Origin of the sequence: Paeniglutamicibacter sp. ORCA_105 (assembly GCF_045798545.1) — a bacterium.
GTDB classification, from domain to species: domain Bacteria; phylum Actinomycetota; class Actinomycetes; order Actinomycetales; family Micrococcaceae; genus Paeniglutamicibacter; species Paeniglutamicibacter sulfureus.
Genome location: NZ_JBIXLM010000100.1, coordinates 1 through 362, shown reverse-complemented (window position 1 = coordinate 362; position 362 = coordinate 1). Strand labels below are relative to the sequence as shown.

The 362-nt window shown below is 64.6% G+C and carries 1 protein-coding gene; it reads right to left on the bottom strand.

The window, feature by feature from the left end; all coding sequences use genetic code 11:
* Positions 1–362, bottom strand: a 362-nt coding sequence (locus ACIPUB_RS20140; RefSeq protein WP_407609005.1) for a superoxide dismutase, incomplete at both ends; no start/stop codon positions are given.

Here is a 362-nt window from a genome sequence, read left to right as displayed (position 1 = left end):
AGCTTCGGGGCACCGGCACGCGCCGCCTCGAAGCGGGCCGAGACATCGGCCCAGTTCACGATGTTCCAGAAAGCCTTCACGTAATCGGCCTTCACATTCACGTAATCCAGGTAGAACGCGTGCTCCCACATGTCCAACATCAACAACGGGGTCGTCGCCACCGGCACGTTGCCCTGCTGGTCATAGAGCTGCTCGATGACCAGCTGGCCGCCCAGGCCCTCGAAGCCCAGCAGCGCCCAACCCGAACCCTGCAGGCTCATCGCCGCGGCGGTGAAGTGCGCACGGAAAGCGTCAAAGGAACCAAACGCGTCATCGATCGCCGCAGCCAACTCGCCCTCGGGCTTGTCCCCGCCCTCCGGGGA